The sequence below is a fragment of the Pseudoramibacter porci genome, assembly GCF_009696145.1.
GTDB lineage: Bacteria > Bacillota > Clostridia > Eubacteriales > Eubacteriaceae > Pseudoramibacter > Pseudoramibacter porci.
Window position 1 is genome coordinate 1 of sequence record NZ_VUMO01000029.1, and the last position, 1,627, is coordinate 1,627.

A 1,627-nucleotide genomic window follows, 5' to 3' on the forward strand; every position below is an offset into this window, starting at 1 on the left:
CAGACTGTAGACAAAGTCTAGGGCAAACGCTCTAGGCTTTGTTTATTATCGCAATCATTTTTCACCTGTTGCCATACAACCGTGGTAAAATAGCAATAATAGAAACAGGCCATGCATTCAGTAAGCAGGAGAAAAAAGATGCTGACACAAAACGGTGAGAAGAAACGAGATCAAATTCAAATATTTTGTATGGACGACTTAGTTCCAAAAGATCATCTTCTTAGAATGATCGATGAAGCCATTGACTGGTCATTTATCTATGAACTGGTTGAGGAAAAGTATTCGGCAGATCAGGGACGTCCAAGCATCGATCCGGTTGTGTTGATTAAAATTCCATTTATCCAATACCTTTACGGCATCAAAAGCATGCGTCAGACCATCAAGGAAATCGAGGTCAATGTCGCCTATCGTTGGTTTCTTGGATTAGATATGCACGATAAAGTTCCACATTTTTCCACCTTTGGCAAGAACTACACGCGCCGATTTAAAGATACCGATCTTTTCGAACAAATCTTCGCACATATCCTCTCAGAATGCTACAAACACAAGTTAGTCGATCCCAGCGAAATCTTCGTAGATGCCACTCATGTAAAGGCAAGAGCCAACAATAAAAAGAAACAAAAGAAAATCGCCAGAAATGAAGCGATGTTCTATGAAACGCAGTTAAAACGAGAGATCCAAAGAGACCGGGAAGCCCACCACAAAAAACCGTTGAAAGATAAAGACGACAAAGATGACGATGAACATCACCCAGGCTCAAAAAAGATACGGGAAATCAAAGTAAGTACAACCGACCCGGAAAGCGGCTGGTTTCACAAAGGCGAACACAAACAAGTCTTCGCCTACGCCATTCAAACGGCCTGTGACCGAAACGGATGGATCATCGGCTATGATGTCAACGCAGGAAATCTGCATGACAGCCGAACCTTTAAAGGTCTTTATGACAAGATAAAAAAGCATAATCCAGAAATGATTGTTGCAGATGCAGGTTATAAAACCCCTGCTATCGCTAAACTGCTCATAGACGACGGCATCAAACCCGTTTTCCCGTATAAACGACCAATGACGAAAAAGGGATTTTTTAAAAAATATGAGTACGTCTATGATGAAGCTTTTGACTGTTACATCTGTCCAAATAATCAAGTCTTAAAATATTCAACCACCAACCGCGAAGGTTTCAGGGAATACAAAAGCCGTTCTGAAATATGTAAAGACTGTCCTCATCTTAACCAGTGTACCCATAGTAAAAATCATGTCAAAGTGGTCAGCCGACACCTATGGGCACACTACATGGAAATCTGCGAGGACATCCGACACACAATCGGAATGAAAGCAATTTATAATCGCAGAAAAGAAACCATCGAGAGAATTTTCGGAACTGCGAAAGAAGCGCATGGATTTCGCTACACACAAATGTATGGAAAAGCCCGCATGAGAATGAAAGTCGGGCTTACTTTCGCATGCATGAATCTAAAAAAACTGGCAAAAATGCTTTTCAGAAAGAACCACTCAGGACCGAATCGTCCTATATTTCGATTTCAATTTATAAATCTACAAATTGCAGCTTGATATTAAATCAAACGAGGCTCCTGAGTATTTTCTCAGAGCCTCGTTTGTCTACAGTCTG

General features: G+C 40.9%; 1 protein-coding gene. It reads left to right on the plus strand.

What is annotated here, in order from left to right:
• Positions 1-138: 138 nt before the first annotated feature.
• Entirely contained in the window at positions 139-1,569 is a 1,431-nt protein-coding gene (locus FYJ52_RS09920) for an IS1182 family transposase (RefSeq protein ID WP_235901601.1), read from the plus strand.
• The last annotated feature ends 58 nt before the right edge of the window (positions 1,570-1,627 follow it).

What these genes read in the sequence shown, in the direction of transcription:
- FYJ52_RS09920 (WP_235901601.1), top strand. Translation starts at nt 139, where the DNA reads ATGCTGACACAAAACGGTGAGAAGAAACGAGATCAAATTCAAATATTT.